The sequence below is a fragment of the Muricoprocola aceti genome, assembly GCF_025567005.1.
Classification (GTDB): domain Bacteria; phylum Bacillota; class Clostridia; order Lachnospirales; family Lachnospiraceae; genus Marvinbryantia; species Marvinbryantia aceti.
In genome coordinates, this window is record NZ_JAOQKE010000014.1 from 1 (window position 1) to 368 (window position 368).

The 368-nt window shown below is 47.8% G+C and carries 1 protein-coding gene; it reads right to left on the bottom strand.

Annotated elements, in window-relative coordinates:
• Nucleotides 1-196 (bottom strand): ATP-binding cassette domain-containing protein (locus OCV47_RS10725; RefSeq protein ID WP_262655085.1); only part of this gene is annotated, 196 nt, incomplete at its 3' end.
• Between the last annotated feature and the right edge of the window lie 172 nt (nucleotides 197-368).

Genomic DNA, 368 nt, shown 5'->3' on the forward strand with positions numbered 1-368 from the left:
TTTCACCTTCCAGCTTCCCATGAGGTGCCAGAACACTTTTCAAATGCTTCAGCAGGGTGGTCTTGCCGCTTCCGCTTCGCCCGCAGACCGTTACATATTCCCCCTGCTCAATATTCAGATTGATATCCGACAGCGCCGGGTGATTCTTTGCTGTCGGATAGGTAAATGTCAGATTTTTGATTTCAAATTGAGCCATCTCGCTTCCTCCCATATATTTACGGCTGACGGTATGGCCAGAAAAGCTATGTAAGCCATCAGCCCCGCTTTTGTATATGAATTCTGCCAGCTTTGGATGGAAAGCTGCGGTGTATAAGTGACAGATGCAGCGCCTTGCCCCGTTGAGCTGTGTAACCTTGTTCTTATAAGAA